The sequence below is a fragment of the Sporosarcina sp. Y1004 genome (assembly GCF_057669665.1).
Map to the genome: position 1 here is coordinate 127323 of NZ_JBYHFQ010000003.1, position 17640 is coordinate 144962.

Here is a 17640-nt window from a genome sequence, read left to right on the forward strand (position 1 = left end):
AAAGTAATTGCTGTCGTTTAATGAATATTCTAAAGGTTTTCAATCATTAAATAAACTAATACGTTTCGTTATAGGATAAATTGTGACAAATCTTTGTTTTTTGCGATATCTTTCAACTTTTCGTCGACATATGCAGGTGTTATTTTTATTGTTGCAGGTCCAATATCAGATGCTTCAAACGATAATTCTTCAAGTAACTTCTCCAAAATCGTATGTAAGCGTCTAGCTCCGATATTTTCTGTCGAATCATTCACTTCAAATGCGATTTCAGCAAGCCTACTGATTGCTTCATCCGTAAAGTCTAAAACGACATCTTCTGTATTAAGCAGTTTTTCGTATTGCCGGATTAATGAAAAGTCTGGCTCTTTTAAAATACGGATAAAATCATCTTTAGTTAGTTTTTCAAGTTCAACCCGGATTGGAAATCGGCCTTGCAGCTCTGGAATGATATCAGAGGGCTTTGACATGTGGAAAGCTCCCGCAGCAATGAATAGGATAAAGTCTGTTTTAACAGTTCCGTACTTAGTAGTGACGGAAGAACCTTCAACGATTGGTAAAATATCTCGTTGTACACCTTCTCGTGAAACATCAGCTGAAGAACTACCTCCACCCCGACTTGCGATTTTGTCCATCTCATCAATGAAGATGATCCCTGACTGCTCTGTCAATTCAATAGCACGCCGGGCGATTTCATCAGTATCAATGAGTTTGTCAGCCTCTTCCGCTTCGAGTGCAATACGAGCGTCTTTTACTTTCAAATTCCGCTTCACTGTCTTTTTCGGCATAAGTGAAGAAAGAGCATCTTGCATATTTGCACCCATTTGTTCCATACCCGAGCCTTGCAAGCTGTCAAACATGGATGGCTGCTGAGCAGAAATTTCAATCGTAACCATTTGCTCTTCAAGTTCACCCGCTTTAAGGCTTGCGGCGATATCAGAACGTTTACGCTTCACATCGGCCATTTCTGCATAGTCCGGCTCTTCTTGTTCTGTTTTTTGCCCGAAGAGCATTTCAAAGGGATTTTGTATATTACCCATTTTCTTTTTTTCCGGAACGAGAAGTTCAATGAGACGCTCTTCGGCAAGGATAGATGCATTCTCTTTCACAGCTTCGCGTTGTTCTTCCCGAACAATCCGCACACCCGCTTCAGTTAAATCTCTTATCATCGATTCAACATCACGTCCGACATAGCCAACTTCTGTAAACTTTGTAGCTTCAACTTTTAGGAACGGCGCATTGACAAGTTTCGCAATGCGTCTAGCGATTTCAGTCTTCCCAACACCGGTCGGACCAATCATTAGTATGTTTTTTGGAATGATTTCATTTTTCTCTTCATCCAATAAAAGACTTCTTCTGTATCTGTTACGAATTGCAACAGCCACTGCCCTCTTCGCTTTATCCTGCCCAATAATGTATCTATCTAAATGCGCAGTTAGTTCTTTGGGTGTCAGCTCTACTTTATTTATCATTCAAGCACCTCCACAATAATATGGTCATTCGTAAAGACGCATATTTCTGCAGCCGTCTCCAGCGCCGCTTGTGCAATTTCAGCAGCGTTCAGTGATTGACCGCTATACTTTTTCAATGCTCTTCCGGCAGCAAGTGCATAATGACCACCAGAACCGATTGCTAAAATTCCATCATCCGGTTCAATCACTTCACCAGTACCCGACACTAGAAGTAATGTTTCGCTATCCATGACAAGCAACATCGCTTCAAGTTTACGAAGAATCCGGTCGCCCCGCCATTCTTTAGCAAGTTCTACTGAGGCCCGTTGAAGATTCCCATTGTACTCGGTTAGCTTTGCTTCGAATAATTCAAATAGTGTAAAAGCGTCTGCTACGGATCCCGCAAAGCCTGCCAACACTTTACCGCCAAATATTCTACGTACTTTTTTTGCCGTATGCTTCATAACGACTGCATTTCCTACTGTTACTTGCCCATCACCCGACATGGCACTTACACCATTATGACGAATTGCAAAAATTGTAGTTGCATGGAATTCCATCAGATCATCCTCCTATGCTCGCGGATGCGTATTCATATATGTTTTCCTTAAGTGCTCTTTTGTTATGTGTGTATACACTTGCGTTGAAGATAAGTGACTGTGTCCCAGAAGTTCCTGAACAGTCCTCATGTCAGCCCCTCCTGCCAAGAGATGAGTTGCAAAAGAGTGGCGAATCATATGTGGATAAATCTTTGAGTGGAGTGATGCGCGTTCCATCATCATGCTCAAGATATGACGCACACCTCGGTCAGTCAAAGGATCGCCCCGCAAATTGACGAACAACATGTCATGTTCTTTTTGTTTCATCAAATCCAGTCTGCTTTTCTCACGATAAGCATCGAGTGCGGATTGCGCAAAACTACCAAACGGAACATATCGTTCTTTGCGACCTTTTCCCATGACCAGAACGATGCCAAGATGGTCATCTATATCCTGTATCTTGATGGAAGTTAGCTCACTGACGCGTATGCCTGTTGCATAAAGTAATTCCAAGAGTGCATAGTCACGCAATGACTTCTTATCCTGCCCATCACAAGACGAAAATAACAGCTCCAGTTCTTCTTCATAAAAAAAAGCCGGAAGTCTATCTTCCTTCTTCGGATGGTGGAGTGAACGGAATGCAATATCATTAATCTCATATCTGGCATTCGCAAACTTGAAGAATGAACGGATTGAAGATACTTTTCTGGAAATCGATGCTCTCGATAAACCCTTGTCATAAAGTTCCGTCGCATAAAGCCTTGCTTCGGGATACGTGACATCATTTAAATCTGCTATCCCCTCAACTTCTAGAAAGGACAGAAATGCATCTACATCTTTTTCATACTCTAATACTGTATAAAAAGAATAGTTTTTTTCCAGGCGTACATATGAAATGTATTCATCACGAATGATAGAAGGTTGTACAGTCATACATTTCACTCCTCGAATGAAAAAGTCCTAAAGCTGATAAACTATTCTGAGTCATTTGAATAATAACACACTTCACACAAAACACTATAGCAAATTGATGAATAGACGTAAAATAATGACTTCTTAAGGAATTCAAAAGTCATCCACGATTCACTATACAATAAATATCGTTAATTCGGCAACTATCTATCACCAAGATGTCTGACCTCTTGCAATTTGTTCTACTTTTAGACACAATTTGTTCATATCCGCAAAAAAAGAAGCCCGGATCACATCCATGACTTCACTAATCTTAATAAATTAAAATCAACTTAGTGTGACTGTCTGAAATTCACTAATTGCATTCAGAGCGCGCTCTGCGTGCTTTTCTGCTCTTTCAACTTTGGTTTTAACGCGTTTATCAAGTTCTGGGAAGAGACCAAAGTTAATGTTCATCGGTTGGAAATTATTCGGGTTAGCTTCCGTGACGTATCGCGCCATGCTACCCAGTGCTGTTTCGTGTGGGAAAGTGATAGGTTCATTTCCAAGTGCCAAATTGGCGGCATTCATACCTGCTATGAGTCCCGAACCAGCCGATTCGACGTAACCTTCTACACCAGTCATTTGGCCTGCGAAAAACAGATTACGATTCGCTTTCAATTGATAAGTCGCATCCAACACACGGGGTGAGTTAATGAAAGTGTTCCGATGCATAACACCATAACGAACGATTTCAACATTCTCCAAGCCAGGAATAAGATTGATAACTTCCTTTTGTGCGCCCCATTTCATATGTGTTTGAAAGCCCACGATGTTATATAATGTACCCGCCGCATCATCCTGACGAAGCTGGACAACTGCTTTTGCAAGCTCTCCAGTTTCCGGATGTTCAAGCCCTACTGGTTTAAGTGCACCGAATAAAAGTGTTTTGGCACCTCTTTGAGCGATTACTTCAACGGGCATACACCCTTCGAAATAAATCTCTTTCTCAAATTCCTTAAGTGGTACGATTTCCGCTGCGACAAGCGCATTATAAAATCGTTCAAACTCTTCCTCATTCATCGGACAATTTAAATAAGCGGCTTCACCTTTATCATATCTAGATTTCAAATATACTTTATCCATATCAATTGAATCTTTTTCAATAATAGGTGCTGCTGCGTCGTAGAAATACAGATAGTCTTCGCCTGTTAGTTTACGTATCTCTTCAGCTAGTGCAGGTGACGTCAAAGGACCCGTTGCAATGATAGTAATGCCTTCTGGTAGTTCAGTCACTTCTTCATTAATAACCTCGATGAGCGGATGATTTCGAATCGTTTCTGTTACTTTTCCTGCAAATTCATGACGGTCAACCGCCAATGCTCCCCCTGCAGGAACCGAGCAAGCATCTGCCGCTCTAATAATCAGTGAATCAAGCATTCTCATCTCTTCTTTAATAATACCTACTGCATTCGTCAGATTGTTTGCGCGCAGTGAGTTACTGCACACCAGTTCAGCAAATTTGTCTGTATGGTGCGCTGGCGTCTGTTTTACCGGACGCATTTCATATAAACGAACATTTACACCACGACTGGCGATTTGCCATGCAGCCTCACTCCCAGCGAGGCCTGCGCCTATCACATTTACGATGGGTGTCATACCTTCACCTTCTCTTCTAAGTTGTTATTGTTGAGTTCCAGGCGTCAGATGCTCGGGCATAAGCATACCGGAAAGTTCACCGGTACGTCGTCGTTCTGGCTGTGCAGCAAAGAGCGCTGCTTCGCCAGCCCGTCTTATGTCTACCGCGGGCCTACAGGATGTAGGTCATGCAGCTGTTGCCACAGGAAGTGGCGCACTTAGGCTGCGTTCATTTGTAGACGACGCCTTCCACTTTTCTTTATTGTCCAGGCTACAGCGCCTAGAGGCTCGGGTCATAAGGCAGCCTGGCTATGCAGCAAAAAACGCTACTTCGCCAGCCCGTCTTATGCCTGTCGCCTCTGAGCAGGCGCTTCCACTTTTCCTTATTGTCTAGCTCCAGGCGTCAGATGCTCGGTCATAAGTCGTTCCAGCTGTGCAGCAAAGAACGCTGCTCCGCCAGACCGTCTTATGTCTGCCGCATCTAAACGACGCCTTCCACTTTTCGTTATTATTGCGTATCTTCTTTGTAGTCACATTCTGTACATTGAATCTGAACGCCTTTTTTCGATTTCTTTTCAACTAACGTGTTTTCACATTTTGGACAAGGTCTTGAAACAGGCTTATCCCATGAAACATATTCACATTCGGGATACTGATCGCATCCGTAAAATATACGTTTCGTTTTACTTTTTCGTTCGACGACCTGTCCTTCTTTACAAGTTGGGCAAGTGACGCCGATGGGTTTGATAATCGCTTTCGTATTACGGCATTCCGGAAAATTCGAACATGCCATGAATTTCCCATAACGGCCTAATTTGTATACCATAGCCGAACCGCATTTCTCACAATCTTCACCTGCAGGCTCGTCTTTGATTTCAATTTTTTCCATCTCAGCATCTGCAACTTGCACATGCTTTTCAAAATCCCCATAAAAATTATCAATTACTTCGACCCATTTTGTCTGGCCATGTTCAACGTTATCAAGTTCTTTTTCCATTTGCGCTGTAAATTCAAGGTCAATAATATTTGGGAAGTATTGATTTACTGCCTGATGGACTATCCCGCCAAGCTCTGTCGGAATAAATCTCTTCGCATCCAGTGTCACATATCCGCGTTTTTGAATTGTGTCGAGTGTCGGTGCGTACGTGGACGGACGACCTATTCCCTGCTCTTCAAGCGTTTTAACCAATCTTGCTTCCGAATACCTCGGAGGCGGTTGAGTAAAGTGCTGTTTGGGGTCAATTTCAGTAAACTTCACTTGTTCCCCTTCTTCGAGGGGCGGGAGGATACGGTCTTTCTCCTCTTCTTTATCGTCATTACCTTCAACATACACTTTCATAAATCCTTGGAATTTCACTTGTGATCCATTTGCCCTGAAGCGGACTTCACCGTTCACAAGGTCAACAGCGACTGTATCAAGTACCGCTGGAGCCATCTGACTAGCAACAAGTCGCTCCCAAATCAGTTTATAGAGACGCAGTTGATCGCGGGACAACACCGTTTTCATTGCAGCTGGTGGTCGCATGACTGACGTCGGGCGTATCGCCTCGTGTGCGTCCTGCGTTTTTGCAGTACTTTTTGCTGCTGGCTTAGATGTTGCAACAAACTCTTTTCCATACATTGTTTCGATGAATGATTTTGCTTCTTCTTTAGCACTATCGGCAATTCTAGTTGAGTCAGTTCTCATATAAGTTATAAGACCGACTTGTCCTTCTTTTCCGAGGTTGATACCTTCATATAGTTGCTGGGCAAGCATCATTGTCTTTTTCGCTCGGAAGTTTAGCTTTCTAGCCGCTTCCTGTTGCAAGGACGAAGTTGTGAACGGCAGTGCCGGATTTCGTTTGCGCTCTTTTTTCACGACTTTCCCAATATCGAATTTATCTCCTTCTAATTGACTTAGAATGGCATCGACTTGTTTCTTGTCTGTCAGTTTTACTTTTTTCTTTGAATCGCCAAAAAACTCCGCTTCAAATGAAGTATCATCTTTTTCAAATTGAGCCGAAATACTCCAATACTCTTCAGGTACGAACGCATTGATTTCATTTTCTCTATCGATAATCATACGAAGTGCTACAGATTGAACGCGTCCTGCGGAAAGACCTTTTTTAACTTTCTTCCAAAGGATCGGACTTATGTTATAGCCTACCAGGCGGTCCAATATACGACGTGCCTGTTGAGCATCTACGCGATCCATATCGATGGGACGTGGATTTTTAAAGGATTCTTTAATCGCTTCTTTTGTTATTTCATTGAATACAACACGGCAATCTGATTCAATATCTACGCCAAGTTGGTTTGCTAAGTGCCAAGCAATTGCTTCCCCTTCTCTATCTGGGTCAGCTGCGAGAAAGATTTTTTTAGCTTTTTTAGCTTCTTTTTTCAATTCTTGAAGAATCGGGCCTTTGCCGCGGATCGTAATGTACTTCGGTTCATAATTATTTTCGGTATCTACACCCATCTGGCTGCGCGGTAAATCGCGTAAGTGACCAAGTGATGCACGCACTTTATATTTCTTTCCGAGATAACGCTCGATCGTTTTCGCCTTTGCGGGTGACTCTACAATTACTAGGTAGTCTGCCATTAAGTGTCTGCCTCCTTAAAGAGGTTCCATATTTATTCCTCAAAAGAATATCTGTTGCAAAATGTATACCAGATTTCGAATTAATGCAAACTTTTTAGAGGAAAAGGTGTTTTTTCAATTCTTAAAAACTAGCGATCCGACGATTTGAAATCCATTCCAGACCGGTTTTGCGCCCTCATCTAGCAACTTATTCGGCCCTGCCGATAATGGTGATGTGATAGGACCGGGAACGGCATAGATATCTTTCCCATGATCAAGCGCATGCTCGACTGTGCTCATCGTTCCACTTTTATCTGCGGATTCTGTTACTACGACTGCATCGGCTAAACCGCTTATGATTCGATTCCGCATCGGAAATGTCCAACGTTCAGGACTTACGTAAGGTGGATACTCTGTGACTAGCAGATGTTCAGCCGCTATTTTCTCCGCAAGCAATCGATTTTCTTTCGGATACAGGTGTAATAACCCATGGCCCAGTACAGCTATGGTTTTTCCACCAAATTCAATTGCAGCTTCATGAGCCATCGTATCAGCACCCATCGCAAGTCCAGATACAATAACAGCGTTATTTTCTACGAGTGGTGGCACAATCAATGACATTGCTCTTTTTGAATAAATTGTTGCTTTTCGAGATCCAATAATTGCAACATTAAGGGCGTTGGCAAATAGCGTTGGATCACCTTTAATATACAGTACTGCCGGGGGATCGATAAGTATTCGCAACTGGTCAGGGTAAAGGGGGTGTGAGAATGGAATGGCGGTGATTGCATGCCTTTGATATAACTTTTCGTAGGGGGTCGACATATTTTGAAGCAAATTACCTTTTAATTGGCTCGCTTTTGACGTAGTGATATTCAAAATTTGAGCAAGTTCAATAGCCTTGTAAACATATAATCTATCGAGATTGGGGTCTATCTCGTAAAGGCTGTTTAATCTGTTCAAAGGTACCGGAAATACATAGTGAAGCCCTAGCAATCGCTTTTCAGCATCTGTCAGTTCCATTGAATTCCTCCCTTATTAAATAACAAAAAAAGATGCAGCGCATTAATCAGCACGCTGCATCTTTAATATTAGTGTGTTTTACAACTTTCGTACAGACCTTTTTCTTTAATAACTTTAATTAACGTTTCACCGATCACAGAAGGAGTGTCTGCAACTTCAACCCCAGCAGCATTTAGCGCTTTGATTTTGTCTGCAGCTGTCCCTTTACCGCCGGAAATAATGGCACCAGCATGGCCCATACGTTTTCCTTCAGGAGCTGTTTGACCACCGATAAAGCCAACAACAGGCTTCGTCATATTCGCTTTAATCCACTCAGCTGCTTCTTCTTCAGCAGTTCCGCCGATTTCACCGATCATAACAACCGCATATGTCTCAGGGTCTTCGTTGAATGCTTTTAATACATCGATGAAGTTTGTTCCATTGATAGGGTCTCCGCCGATACCAACAGATGTTGACTGTCCGATTCCAGCATTCGTCAATTGAAGTACTGCTTCATACGTAAGTGTACCAGAACGTGAAACAACGCCTACATGACCTTTTGTATTAATGTAGCCAGGCATGATACCGATTTTACATTCGTCTGCCGTAATAACACCCGGACAGTTTGGACCGACAAGACGTGTTTTCTTGCCTTCCATGTAGCGCTTCACTTTTGCCATATCGAGTACTGGGATATGCTCTGTAATACAGATTGTCATATCAAGTTCAGCTTCTACTGCTTCCAAAATTGCATCTGCAGCAAATGGAGCTGGTACATAAATAACAGAAACGTTTGCGCCTGTCGCTTTTACAGCTTCTTCAACTGTATTGAAAACAGGAACTCCCGCTACTTCTGTTCCGCCTTTACCAGGCGTTACTCCGCCAACAATTTTCGTTCCGTACTCAAGCATTTGTTCTGTATGGAAAAGTGCCGTAGCACCTGTAATTCCTTGTACGATAACCTTTGTATCTTTGTTAATAAAAATACTCATCGTTTGTCCCTGCCTTTCTTAACCTACTAGTTCTACAATCTTTTTAGCACCGTCTGCCATTGTATCAGCAGCGATGATGTTCAAACCTGATTCATTCAAAAGTGCTTTACCTAAGTCGACATTTGTACCTTCTAGACGAACGACAAGTGGTACTTGAAGACCAACTTCTTTTGACGCAACAATAACACCTTCAGCGATAACGTCACATTTCATGATACCACCGAAAATGTTGACGAAAATCCCTTTAACATTTTTATCAGAAAGGATGATTTTGAATGCTTCAGTAACTTTTTCAGCTGTCGCACTGCCACCAACGTCTAGGAAGTTAGCAGGTGATCCGCCGTAGTAGTTGATTGTATCCATTGTAGCCATCGCAAGGCCTGCGCCGTTAACCATGCAGCCAATACTACCATCTAGGGAAATATAGCTAAGGTCATACTTCGAAGCTTCGATTTCTTTTGGATCCTCTTCATCAAAGTCACGTAGTTCTTGAATGTCTTTGTGACGGTATAGTGCACTGTCGTCAAAGTTGAACTTCGCGTCAAGAGCAAGTACATCGTCACCAGCTGTTACAACTAGCGGGTTAATTTCAACGATGGATGCGTCTTTTTCTACGAATACTTGATAAAGTCCAAGCATAAATTTCGCAGCTTTGTTTACAAGGTGTGTAGGGATGTTCATGTTATATGCCATGCGGCGTGCTTGGAATCCAGTTAAACCGATAACTGGGTCAATGACTTCTTTGAATATCTTTTCAGGTGTCGCTTCCGCAACTTCCTCGATATCCACTCCGCCTTCTTCAGAACCCATAAGTGTTACGCGATCTGTAGCACTATCAAGGACTAGTCCAAGATAATATTCTTTCTTAATGTCGGAACCTTCCTCGATAAGTAGACGTTTAATCTCTTTACCTTCAGGACCTGTTTGGTGAGTAACAAGTGTCTTACCAATCAATTCTTTTGCGTAAGCACGAACTTCATCAAGATTTTTTGCAATCTTAACTCCGCCTGCTTTCCCGCGGCCACCTGCGTGGATTTGCGCTTTTACTACGATAATGTCTGTACCTAGTTCCTTCGCAGCTTTTACCGCTTCCTCAGGAGAGAAAGCAACAAGACCATTAGAAACAGCTACCCCGTATTCTCTTAGTAACTGTTTACCTTGATATTCATGGATATTCATCTTACATCCTCCATTCGAACTTCTAACTCTTTTAATTTACTGCCTCATCCATTGTAGTAAACTTGTCAAACATTGTCCATAGTTGTGTGTCGAATGTTTGATTTTGTCGAAACTTTCTCAAATCATTTACCAATTCCATGTTTACGGTCAATCTGATAAATATACGCAAAAACCTCAGATACCGCTTTATATAACTCTTCCGGAATGGATTCATTGACGTTCAACTGTCCTAGTATTTCGACTAAACTTGAATCCTCCTGTATTGGAATGTCATTGGCAAGTGCCCTTTCCAATATACTTTCAGCAATTTTACCCTTCCCTTTCGCAACCACTTTTGGTGCTCCCTCTGAGAATGGTTCATATGAAAGGGCAACAGCCTCTTTTCGTACATGCAATTCTTCAGTCATATGCGAAAGTCAACTCCTTTTCCATCAACTTTTGATGGACTTTTCTGTTTAGGTACAATTTTTTCTTCTTCCGTAAACTTTTTAAAGAAGACTCCTGATAGTTTATAACCCGCTGACTCGAGTCCTTCCTTCAACTTTAGCTGAAGAGGTGCTCCAATTGTCTTGAGCGCATCATCCGCATTAAAAATAGTTACCGATACAATCCGATTTTGAACTTGCATATCGATTACCGTCTTTTTTATTGATGCAAGATCAAGATAAAACAAGATCCTTGCAAATTCAGGGTCAATTTTCCCGTCCTCTTTCATGCGTCCGTTCCACTGTAATGTCGCCTCAATACGCTTACCAAAAAAATCGAGCGGTACTTGCATAACGAGCTGATGCTGGATTCCGTTTTCCCCGGATTGCAACAAAGGACCATTCATCCTCATTACGACAGTTTCTGCGGCCTCACGAAGAGCAACGGATGCAGAGGGATTATGCATAAGCGCAAGCAATTGTGGCTTCAAAGATTCAGCAAGACGTCCAAAGTCAGGTTCTTTTCCGAGCAACCCGGCTTCGTAGTTAAGTCCGAGTGAGCGCATCACTGTTTCCAAAGCGTCCTTCACGGCCTTCCCATCAATCAATGATGCAACATTAACTTCAGCTGTTTGTATCGCTTTTTGAATGTCTGGATTGACGGACTGTTCTGCCGCCCGTAAAAGTACAGATAGTTTTTCCGTTCCTTGCCGTCCCAGTAATGTTAGTAGTGCTTCTTTGGGGTCCTCTGCTGGAGTGCTAGATTGGAATGGATTAGCAATTGTATTTTCTGCATTTACACGTATAAACCCCTGACTGAATTCCTGAACGAATTTTGTCATCGACTCGACTGGTGGCTGTGCATTTACAGCCCGGTCGATAATTGCCGAAAGTAAGTTTTTTTGCTGTAAATTCATTCCTGTATCGGATAAAATCAATGCTTTCAAACTAGCTAACGGAACCTGTTGATTTTGTTGTTTTGCCTCCTCAACTTTTTTTAGCAGTGTCACTACTTGCTGCACGATGGGTATCGGCAACGAGGTAGGTTGAGGCGTGGTGGCAGCCTGCCCAGCCATATTTGTAGCATGAATACCCTGCGCTCCAACTTGGCCAACTCTTTCAGCTGATAGTAGTGAAATGAGGACTTGTGGTAAATTTGCAAGGGACGTCCGTTCTGGTAATATACCTGCACTTTTCATTAATTGCAGTGTAGCAAAACGGTTTTCAACAGGTGCGGCATGATCAAGTAGCGTCACAATGGATTGTCCTAGCAGTGAACCGCCTGTTGCCTGCGCAAAAGGCTTAGCCATCTTTTCAAGCGCTGTGAGTATGGCGTCTTTAACTTGTGGTGCTAATGCGTTATCTAGAACCAATGCATTTTTCAATGACTGCAATACGCTATGCAGGCCTTCTTTCGTCTCAACGCCTAAAAGTGATCTGAAGTTATTTTCTGTAAACGGTAATTTCAGTTCATGCATTTTCTGAATGGATGCTAGCGCCTCATTCCGAGCAGATGTCGGTACACCTTTCAGTAATTCTTCCGATTCTAGCAGATTCCCTCTGTTCATCGGAATTCTATTTTTCAAGACAAACGTTAATAGGGATTGCATTTCTTGCGTCTTTGGAACTTGCATTGCGTCCATGAGTGCACCAAGTTGACGAGCTTGCCCTTCTGTCGCTTGTAGGGGTCCTGTTATAATTTTAAGCTGTAACTCAGGCTTTACCGAATTTACTTGAAAGTAATAGGAGTCGCCCGCTTTCATTGGCACTTCAAGTTTTGCGAACAGCTTTTGTCCGCCTATTTGTACTTCTGCCATTTGTCCTGGGAAAAGTTGTTTTATTTGCCCATGAAACATCTGGCCTTCATTTAAGACGAATGGTCTATTCGGTGCATCTCCTACCATCGCTTGTCCCGACATTGATACTCCGGCAGTTGGAAAACTCATTCGTTCTTCCTCCCGTCTTTTAACATTGATTTCACAGGTTCAAAACTGGCACGATGGTGTTTGCTTGGGCCATGTATTTGAAGCGCCAAAACATGTTCTGATGTTCCATATCCGGCATTTTTATTAAATTTATAAACAGGAAATTCGTTATGTATTTCATCCATAATTGCATCTCTCGTCGTTTTTGCAATTATCGAAGCGGCCGCAATTGCCAAGCTCTTTGCATCGCCTTTTATAACAGACTCTGTCGGACAATTTACAGCGAGTGACATTGCATCCGCAATGACAAAATCAGGTTTGATTGACAACCCTTTTACAGCCCGTTCCATGGAGTCCCTTGTCGCAGCGTAAATATTTGTTTCATCGATGGTTTTAGCTGATTGAATATGTGCTGAATAGGAGATAGCGACACTTCGAATCTTTTCCGCAAGTCGTTCCCGTTCCGCCTTCGGAATGGCCTTTGAATCATCCAATCCGATGAGTTCAGGCGTTTCTCGAGGTAAAATGACCGCTGCAGTGACCACAGGACCCGCTAACGGTCCTCTTCCCGCTTCATCCACCCCAGCAACCATAGCACCCTCAAACGGCGCGTAAGACATGTCAAATGCTTTTTTCTCTGCATGCGCTTGCTCTATCACTTTTCTTTTTTCATAACGACGCTTCCAACGATTAAGTGCATTTTGCACACCCATTCTTGAATCCAGTTCCAGTTCTTCCATCCACGATTCCGGTTCACCAACCGTTTTTAGCAGTTCTGTAATATCTTTTATGGTTTTCAACGTGATCACCTTTCATTCATAAGCGGTTTATCGATTCATTCCTTTTGTATTATATCGGTTGCTATTGAGTGGTATCCACAGGTCAACTATATAAAGTACTCTAAACAAAGAAAAAACCGATTGCCGCGGAAGTAAATTCCGTGCCGGCATCGGCTTAATCCATTTGCGGTTGAAGTGATGTAAAGTCGAATGTCAGTTTTCCAAGGTATTCACTTCGGATATCGCGCACGATTAACTCCGCTACCTTATCAAGATCTATTTCTCCACCAGTTGTATAAACTTTACGAAGAGATCCGATCTGTTCAAAGACCGGAAGAATTTCTTCTCCTACCATTGTCAAACCATATCTAGCTGACAGCCGATCGGGGTAATTTGCTTCAAGAAAACGTAGGCCGTATACAGCCAAATCTTCCATATTGACGATTGTATCTTTAATAGCTCCTGTCAGCGCAAGTTTGTAGCCAACTTCTTTATCTTCAAATTTCGGCCAAAGAATACCAGGTGTGTCCAGAAGTTCCAGTTCTTTTTCGTATTTAATCCATTGCTGCGCTTTCGTAACGCCTGGTGTATTGCCCGTTTTGGCAATGTTTTTCTTTGCAAGTCGATTGATAAGGGTCGACTTTCCGACATTCGGAATCCCAACAATCATCGCTCGCATGGCGCCTGGACGAATGCCCCTAGAACGCAATCTTGCAAGTTTCGGTTCCAATATCTCTTTAGCAGCTTTAATAACAGTCTGAAGCCCTTTTCCTTCAAACGAATTGATGGCAACGGCACGTAATCCGCGCGTTTCGAAATAGTGAATCCAGCGTGCGGTCTCCTTTTCGTCTGCGAGGTCCATCTTATTCAAAATTAACAACCTCGGCTTTTGATGAATAACCTCGTCAATCATCGGATTTCTTGAAGAGAGCGGAAGCCTAGCGTCGATTAACTCAAAGACGATGTCGACTAGCTTCAATTTTTCAGTTACTTCGCGTCGTGCTTTTGCCATATGTCCGGGAAACCATTGAATTGTCATGCTGTAAGTTCCTCCTGTCAGTTGATAATTCCGAAATCTTTAACCGGCCAGAAGACGATTTTTGTACTACCGATAATTTCATCGATTGAAACAGCTCCAATATGTCTGGAGTCTTTACTTTTTCTTCTGTTGTCCCCCATGACAAATACATGGTCTGCAGGAACCGTTGTACTTTGAATTTTTTCTTCAAGAGTGAAATTTTCAGTTAGCGGACTGTCTATAATTTCTGACTTGTATTGATCGAGATACGGCTCCTCGAAAGGCTCTCCATTAATGTATAAAATGTCGTCCTGATATTCCACTTCATCACCAGGAAGTCCGATTACTCTTTTTATATAATCTTTTTCTTCAGGCGCATGGAACACCACGATATCAAAACGCTTCGGTTCACCAATTGTGTATCCAATCTTATTTACAATCATCCGATCACCATTTTCGAGCGTCGGCATCATCGATACCCCATCAACAACAATCGGCGTAAAGAGGAACACCCTGATAATTGCAGCAAGACCGAATGCGATTAAAAGCGCTTTCGCCCATTCCCACGTTTCATTTTTCTTCTTTTTCTCTTCATTCATCGGCTGAGCCTCCTGCGTATTTCTGTCCTTATTGTACAGTCTATTCAATTTTGAGGCAAAAAGAAAGGAGGCCGTTTGTTGGCCTCCTGGATTTTGCTTTTGTTTATCGAAGTTCTTTGATACGTGCAGCTTTTCCGCGCAGACTGCGAAGGTAGTACAACTTCGCACGGCGTACTTTACCACGACGTGTTACTTCAAGTAGAGTGATTTTTGGTGTATTTACAGGGAATGTACGCTCAACACCTACACCGTTGGAAATTTTACGGACTGTGAAAGATTCACTGATTCCGCCTCCACGACGTGAGATAACAATTCCTTCAAATAGCTGAATACGCTCACGCGTTCCCTCTACAATTTTCACGTGCAAACGAACTGTATCTCCTGCACGGAATGATGGATGATCAGTACGAAGCTGATCTTTAGTAATTTCTGAAATAATATGTTGCATAATTTAACCTCTCCCTATCCACAGAAGTTCTTGCACTAATTGCCTTTGCAGCGGAACATCAGTAATTATGTACTCACATAGAAGCACATAGTACATAATACCACAAAGGTCAAATCGATGCAAGGTCATCTGTCTACTTTTTCTCGATTAAGCTGGTTGAGTAACTTGCGCTGATTGTCCGTAAGCGGCGCGTCTTTGAGCAAATCTTTTCTCCGTTCAAACGTGCGAATAAGCGACTGCTGTTCACGCCATTTATCGATTTCTGCATGGTTGCCGGATAACAATACATCTGGTACTTCCATTCCTTTAAAATTAGAGGGTCTTGTATATTGGGGATGTTCAAGTAAGCCTGTTGAAAACGAATCCAGTACAGGAGAATCCACATTGCCAAGGACATTCGGTAACAGGCGCACTACACTATCAATCACAGCCATTGCAGCAATCTCGCCGCCTGTCAGAACGAAGTCTCCGATGGATAACTCGTCCGTCACAAGATGCTGGCGTATCCGCTCATCGTACCCCTCATAATGCCCGCATATGAACACAATATGCTCTTCAGCTGATAGTTCTTCCGCTTTCTTCTGTGTAAATCGTTCTCCCTGAGGACACATCAGAATAACACGGGGAGGCTTTTCAAGGCCTTCTGAAATCGCTTCGACTGCGGCAAAGAGCGGTTCCGGTTTAAGGACCATCCCCGCTCCTCCACCATATGGATAATCATCAACTTTATGGTGCTTGTTTGTAGAATAGTCCCGAAAATCGGTTACACCAAAGGTTACTGCATCATTTGACTGAGCCTTTTTCATGATTGAGGAATGGAGAACGCCTTCAAACATTTCTGGAAACAGTGAAAGGACATCTATTTTCATCATGAAAGAAGCCCTTCCATCGGATCAATGATGATTTTCTTATTGTCTATATCTATTTCTTTGACGATGTCTTCAATGTATGGAATATAGTGTGGCTTCCCTTTTTCAGGTATCACCGTCCATACATCATTCGCACCGGTTTCAAGAATCTCCGTCACTTTACCGATGTCAGTACCTTCAGTTGTGAACACTGAACAGCCGATAATTTCGTGATAGTAGAATTCGTTTTCATCTAAATCACCAAGCTCGTTTTCAGGTATTTTAAAAATACCGCTACGATACTTTTCTACATCATTAAGATTCGGATGATTTTCAAATGTTAACAGATCAAAGTTCTTATGTTGTCTGTGACTGGCAACAGTCAAATAGATAGGTGCTTTGCTGTCCGGCATGAACAAGGCCAGCTTGTTTCCGATCGTATAACGCTCCTCCGGAAAATGAGTACGCGAAACGACACGGACTTCTCCACGGATACCGTGTGTATTTACAATTGTACCAACATTAAACCATTGCATATATTGCACCATCCTTTATATAAGAAGAGAAAAGCGCCTGCTCAAACACGACAGGCATTAGATAGGTCAGGAGATAGAGTCCACGTACGCGGAACCGTATCGCAACAAAGTGAGATACGTTTGCTTACATATGAACTGCGCTTTTGACACCTAGCCTAAAACACTTTGTGTCTACAAACTACTATTTCCTAACAATTAATAATTATTCAATTAATAACTTAGACAAAAAAGGAAGGAACCTGAGCTCCCTCCCTTTCTATATCAATCTATAATATCGATATAAACCTTTTTGCCGTGGTGACTGCCTGCTGCTGAATAAACAATGGTGCGTATCGCTTTCGCAACACGTCCCTGCTTTCCGATAACTTTTCCCATATCTTCGGGGTTGACGGATAGTTTATAAATGACACGGTTATCATGTTCATCCATCGCTACCCGGACATCTCCAGGATAATCGACTAACGGTTTGACGATTGTTTCAATCAGCTGCTTCATGTGCACCCCTCCTGATTATTTACCGTGTTTAGCGTTATGGTATTTTTCCATGATGCCTTTATCGGAAAACAGGTTACGGACTGTATCAGAAGGTTTAGCACCATTCTGTAACCATTGAAGAGCTAGCTCTTCGTTGATTAGTACTTCAGCCGGTTTTGTAAGCGGGTTGTAAGTACCAACTGTTTCGATTTGACGACCATCACGTGGTGAACGTGAATCTGCTACAACAATACGATAGAAAGGAGTTTTCTTTGCTCCCATACGTTTAAGACGAATTTTTACTGACATTTTTACTTGCACCTCCGAATAGTTTCACAC

General features: G+C 42.5%; 19 protein-coding genes. 1 reads left to right on the plus strand and 18 read right to left on the minus strand.

What is annotated here, in order from left to right; translation table 11 throughout:
* Window positions 1-68: 68 nt before the first annotated feature.
* From hslU to trmFO, 4 genes are all read right to left on the minus strand, one after another.
* Window positions 69-1466 carry an ATP-dependent protease ATPase subunit HslU gene (gene hslU / locus AC25Y6_RS03490; protein ID WP_482100611.1) on the minus strand — a complete coding sequence of 466 codons (1398 nt, stop codon included), beginning with the start codon at window positions 1464-1466 and terminating at the stop codon, window positions 69-71.
* The gene (gene hslV / locus AC25Y6_RS03495; RefSeq protein ID WP_482100610.1) at window positions 1466-2011 is read right to left on the minus strand and encodes an ATP-dependent protease subunit HslV; all 546 of its coding nucleotides are present in this window, start codon (window positions 2009-2011) and stop codon (window positions 1466-1468) included. Before hslV ends, hslU begins: the two co-directional genes overlap by 1 nt.
* 9 nt (window positions 2012-2020) lie before the next feature.
* Window positions 2021-2920: a tyrosine recombinase XerC gene (xerC, locus tag AC25Y6_RS03500; protein ID WP_482100431.1), complete on the minus strand. Its 900-nt coding sequence runs from the start codon at window positions 2918-2920 to the stop codon at window positions 2021-2023.
* A 306-nt stretch (window positions 2921-3226) separates the two neighbouring features.
* Entirely contained in the window at window positions 3227-4537 is a 1311-nt protein-coding gene (gene trmFO, locus AC25Y6_RS03505) for an FADH(2)-oxidizing methylenetetrahydrofolate--tRNA-(uracil(54)-C(5))-methyltransferase TrmFO (protein ID WP_488139374.1), read from the minus strand.
* Between the two features lie 136 nt (window positions 4538-4673).
* Between trmFO and AC25Y6_RS03510 the strand changes: the two genes are divergently transcribed.
* Window positions 4674-4910: a hypothetical protein gene (locus tag AC25Y6_RS03510; protein WP_488142074.1), complete on the plus strand. Its 237-nt coding sequence runs from the start codon at window positions 4674-4676 to the stop codon at window positions 4908-4910.
* A gap of 114 nt (window positions 4911-5024) precedes the next feature.
* On the opposite strand, the gene topA is transcribed toward AC25Y6_RS03510, so the two are convergent.
* The 14 genes from topA to rpsP all read right to left on the minus strand — a co-directional run bounded on the left by topA (window position 5025) and on the right by rpsP (window position 17610).
* Complete coding sequence (gene topA / locus AC25Y6_RS03515; RefSeq protein WP_488142075.1) at window positions 5025-7097, minus strand: type I DNA topoisomerase; 2073 nt, start codon at window positions 7095-7097, stop codon at window positions 5025-5027.
* Window positions 7098-7211: 114 nt separating this feature from the next.
* Window positions 7212-8099, minus strand: coding sequence for a DNA-processing protein DprA (gene dprA, locus AC25Y6_RS03520; protein ID WP_488142076.1), 888 nt, complete (start codon window positions 8097-8099; stop codon window positions 7212-7214).
* 68 nt (window positions 8100-8167) lie between these two features.
* On the minus strand, window positions 8168-9070 hold the full coding sequence (gene sucD, locus AC25Y6_RS03525) for a succinate--CoA ligase subunit alpha (protein ID WP_482100426.1): 903 nt from the start codon (window positions 9068-9070) through the stop codon (window positions 8168-8170).
* Between the two features lie 18 nt (window positions 9071-9088).
* Complete coding sequence (gene sucC, locus AC25Y6_RS03530; protein WP_482103940.1) at window positions 9089-10249, minus strand: ADP-forming succinate--CoA ligase subunit beta; 1161 nt, start codon at window positions 10247-10249, stop codon at window positions 9089-9091.
* A 122-nt stretch (window positions 10250-10371) separates the two neighbouring features.
* Window positions 10372-10656: an EscU/YscU/HrcU family type III secretion system export apparatus switch protein gene (locus AC25Y6_RS03535; RefSeq protein ID WP_488142077.1), complete on the minus strand. Its 285-nt coding sequence runs from the start codon at window positions 10654-10656 to the stop codon at window positions 10372-10374.
* The gene (locus tag AC25Y6_RS03540; RefSeq protein WP_488142078.1) at window positions 10653-12620 is read right to left on the minus strand and encodes a hypothetical protein; all 1968 of its coding nucleotides are present in this window, start codon (window positions 12618-12620) and stop codon (window positions 10653-10655) included. The genes AC25Y6_RS03535 and AC25Y6_RS03540 overlap by 4 nt, the downstream gene beginning before the upstream one ends.
* Window positions 12617-13408 carry a ribonuclease HII gene (gene rnhB / locus AC25Y6_RS03545; protein ID WP_488142079.1) on the minus strand — a complete coding sequence of 264 codons (792 nt, stop codon included), beginning with the start codon at window positions 13406-13408 and terminating at the stop codon, window positions 12617-12619. The genes AC25Y6_RS03540 and rnhB overlap by 4 nt, the downstream gene beginning before the upstream one ends.
* Before the next feature lie 145 nt (window positions 13409-13553).
* Window positions 13554-14417: a ribosome biogenesis GTPase YlqF gene (gene ylqF / locus AC25Y6_RS03550; protein ID WP_482100421.1), complete on the minus strand. Its 864-nt coding sequence runs from the start codon at window positions 14415-14417 to the stop codon at window positions 13554-13556.
* 17 nt (window positions 14418-14434) lie between these two features.
* Window positions 14435-14995, minus strand: a complete 561-nt coding sequence (gene lepB / locus AC25Y6_RS03555; RefSeq protein ID WP_482103937.1) for a signal peptidase I — start codon at window positions 14993-14995, stop codon at window positions 14435-14437.
* A 103-nt stretch (window positions 14996-15098) separates the two neighbouring features.
* Window positions 15099-15443 (minus strand): 50S ribosomal protein L19, encoded by a 345-nt coding sequence (gene rplS, locus AC25Y6_RS03560; protein ID WP_482103936.1) that lies wholly within the window; start codon window positions 15441-15443, stop codon window positions 15099-15101.
* Window positions 15444-15568: 125 nt separating this feature from the next.
* A complete protein-coding gene (gene trmD, locus AC25Y6_RS03565; protein ID WP_488142113.1) occupies window positions 15569-16312 on the minus strand; it encodes a tRNA (guanosine(37)-N1)-methyltransferase TrmD in 744 nt (247 codons plus the stop codon).
* Window positions 16312-16827 (minus strand): ribosome maturation factor RimM, encoded by a 516-nt coding sequence (gene rimM / locus AC25Y6_RS03570; protein WP_482100418.1) that lies wholly within the window; start codon window positions 16825-16827, stop codon window positions 16312-16314. Before rimM ends, trmD begins: the two co-directional genes overlap by 1 nt.
* A gap of 261 nt (window positions 16828-17088) precedes the next feature.
* Entirely contained in the window at window positions 17089-17322 is a 234-nt protein-coding gene (locus tag AC25Y6_RS03575; RefSeq protein WP_179391376.1) for a KH domain-containing protein, read from the minus strand.
* Window positions 17323-17337: 15 nt separating this feature from the next.
* Window positions 17338-17610 (minus strand): 30S ribosomal protein S16, encoded by a 273-nt coding sequence (gene rpsP, locus AC25Y6_RS03580; RefSeq protein ID WP_482100417.1) that lies wholly within the window; start codon window positions 17608-17610, stop codon window positions 17338-17340.
* Between the last annotated feature and the right edge of the window lie 30 nt (window positions 17611-17640).

Excerpts from the sequence above, each read along its gene's own strand:
- AC25Y6_RS03510 (WP_488142074.1), top strand. The coding sequence starts at position 4,674 with ATGTCTACCGCGGGCCTACAGGATGTAGGTCATGCAGCTGTTGCCACA.
- AC25Y6_RS03540 (WP_488142078.1), bottom strand. The coding sequence starts at position 12,620 with ATGAGTTTTCCAACTGCCGGAGTATCAATGTCGGGACAAGCGATGGTA.
- lepB (WP_482103937.1), bottom strand. The coding sequence starts at position 14,995 with ATGAATGAAGAGAAAAAGAAGAAAAATGAAACGTGGGAATGGGCGAAA.
- xerC (WP_482100431.1), bottom strand. The coding sequence starts at position 2,920 with ATGACTGTACAACCTTCTATCATTCGTGATGAATACATTTCATATGTA.
- dprA (WP_488142076.1), bottom strand. The coding sequence starts at position 8,099 with ATGGAACTGACAGATGCTGAAAAGCGATTGCTAGGGCTTCACTATGTA.
- ylqF (WP_482100421.1), bottom strand. The coding sequence starts at position 14,417 with ATGACAATTCAATGGTTTCCCGGACATATGGCAAAAGCACGACGCGAA.
- sucD (WP_482100426.1), bottom strand. The coding sequence starts at position 9,070 with ATGAGTATTTTTATTAACAAAGATACAAAGGTTATCGTACAAGGAATT.
- sucC (WP_482103940.1), bottom strand. The coding sequence starts at position 10,249 with ATGAATATCCATGAATATCAAGGTAAACAGTTACTAAGAGAATACGGG.
- trmFO (WP_488139374.1), bottom strand. The coding sequence starts at position 4,537 with ATGACACCCATCGTAAATGTGATAGGCGCAGGCCTCGCTGGGAGTGAG.
- rimM (WP_482100418.1), bottom strand. The coding sequence starts at position 16,827 with ATGCAATGGTTTAATGTTGGTACAATTGTAAATACACACGGTATCCGT.
- topA (WP_488142075.1), bottom strand. The coding sequence starts at position 7,097 with ATGGCAGACTACCTAGTAATTGTAGAGTCACCCGCAAAGGCGAAAACG.
- rpsP (WP_482100417.1), bottom strand. The coding sequence starts at position 17,610 with ATGTCAGTAAAAATTCGTCTTAAACGTATGGGAGCAAAGAAAACTCCT.
- trmD (WP_488142113.1), bottom strand. The coding sequence starts at position 16,312 with ATGAAAATAGATGTCCTTTCACTGTTTCCAGAAATGTTTGAAGGCGTT.
- AC25Y6_RS03575 (WP_179391376.1), bottom strand. The coding sequence starts at position 17,322 with ATGAAGCAGCTGATTGAAACAATCGTCAAACCGTTAGTCGATTATCCT.
- AC25Y6_RS03535 (WP_488142077.1), bottom strand. The coding sequence starts at position 10,656 with ATGACTGAAGAATTGCATGTACGAAAAGAGGCTGTTGCCCTTTCATAT.
- rplS (WP_482103936.1), bottom strand. The coding sequence starts at position 15,443 with ATGCAACATATTATTTCAGAAATTACTAAAGATCAGCTTCGTACTGAT.